This window comes from Moorena sp. SIO3B2, assembly GCF_010692525.1.
Lineage (GTDB): Bacteria > Cyanobacteriota > Cyanobacteriia > Cyanobacteriales > Coleofasciculaceae > Moorena > Moorena producens.
Window position 1 is genome coordinate 1 of the sequence record NZ_JAAHHE010000971.1, and the last position, 1,114, is coordinate 1,114.

2 protein-coding genes are annotated in these 1,114 nt (G+C 46.0%); both read right to left on the bottom strand.

Annotation, left to right across the window (positions count from 1 at the left end):
- The coding region (locus tag F6K38_RS42800; RefSeq protein WP_287360985.1) for a pentapeptide repeat-containing protein at positions 1 to 190 on the bottom strand (190 nt) is incomplete at its 3' end.
- Positions 191 to 518: 328 nt separating this feature from the next.
- The coding region (locus F6K38_RS42805; RefSeq protein WP_287360987.1) for a S1 RNA-binding domain-containing protein at positions 519 to 1,114 on the bottom strand (596 nt) is incomplete at its 5' end.

Below are 1,114 nucleotides of genomic sequence, written 5' to 3' on the forward strand. Positions count from 1 at the left end.
GGAGGTTAGCATATCTCAGGTCTGCTTCCCTCAAATCAGCTCTGGCTAGGTCAGAATTTACCAGGTCACAGCTTCGACATTCCTTAGTTTGCAGCAGTTGTAGATACTGCTCGCGCTGTTCAGCATTTATAGGAGCGATTAACCCTAAGGAGGCTAGCAGTACACTAATTCCTAAGATTCTGAATTTCATAATTTCTGGCCTTATCTTCTTTTGCCTGTATTATGGCAGCGAAGTTCAAGAAATACCTATTATTTCTACCCAAAATTGATAAACTACTGCGCTGCGCTCAGGGAATAGGGAACAGGGAATAGGGAACAGGGAATAGGGAACAGCCAATGGTTTAGCTTGTAATATAAGGGTTTTAGGAATTCTCCTTAATATTGTGATCGCCCCTATTGACGCGATCGCAATGGGTGCATCTCCTAAAAGCTGTTTGACCCGGTGGTGCGTTACGGGCAGCAACCTAACCGTGGCTACCGATAAAATCAGAGCCCCCCTAACGCACCCTACGCAACATTTAGCGCGATCGCATGGATAAACTAACGCGCTTTAGTTTTTCATTCACTTCCATAACCCGCACCTTGACCACCTGTCCCACTTTCACTATCTGTTTGGGATCCTCTACAAACCGGTCAGCTAGTTGGGAGATGTGAACTAACCCATCTTGATGCACGCCGATATCTACGAAGGCTCCAAAGTTTACCACATTGGTGACAATTCCTTCTAATTCCATTCCAGGACTAAGGTCTTTGAGCTCATTTACGCCTTCTTTGAAGGTGGCGTACTTAAACTCAGCCCTCGGGTCTCGTCCTGGCTTTTCTAATTCCTGGATAATATCCTTTAGGGTTGGTAAGCCTATGGTATCTGTGACGTAACGGTTCAAATCTACTGATTTGAACCGATCTGCTCCTTGGTTAATCTTGGCTAGAGGTAACTGCAAATCCAATGCGATCGCTTTAACTACGGGATAACTCTCTGGATGCACGGCTGTGTTATCCAACGGATTATCCCCGTTGCGAATCCTTAGGAATCCTGCTGACTGCTCGAAGGCTTTTGGCCCTAGCTTCGGTACCTTAAGGATTTCCCGACGGTTCTTGAATGCACCTTGCTGAT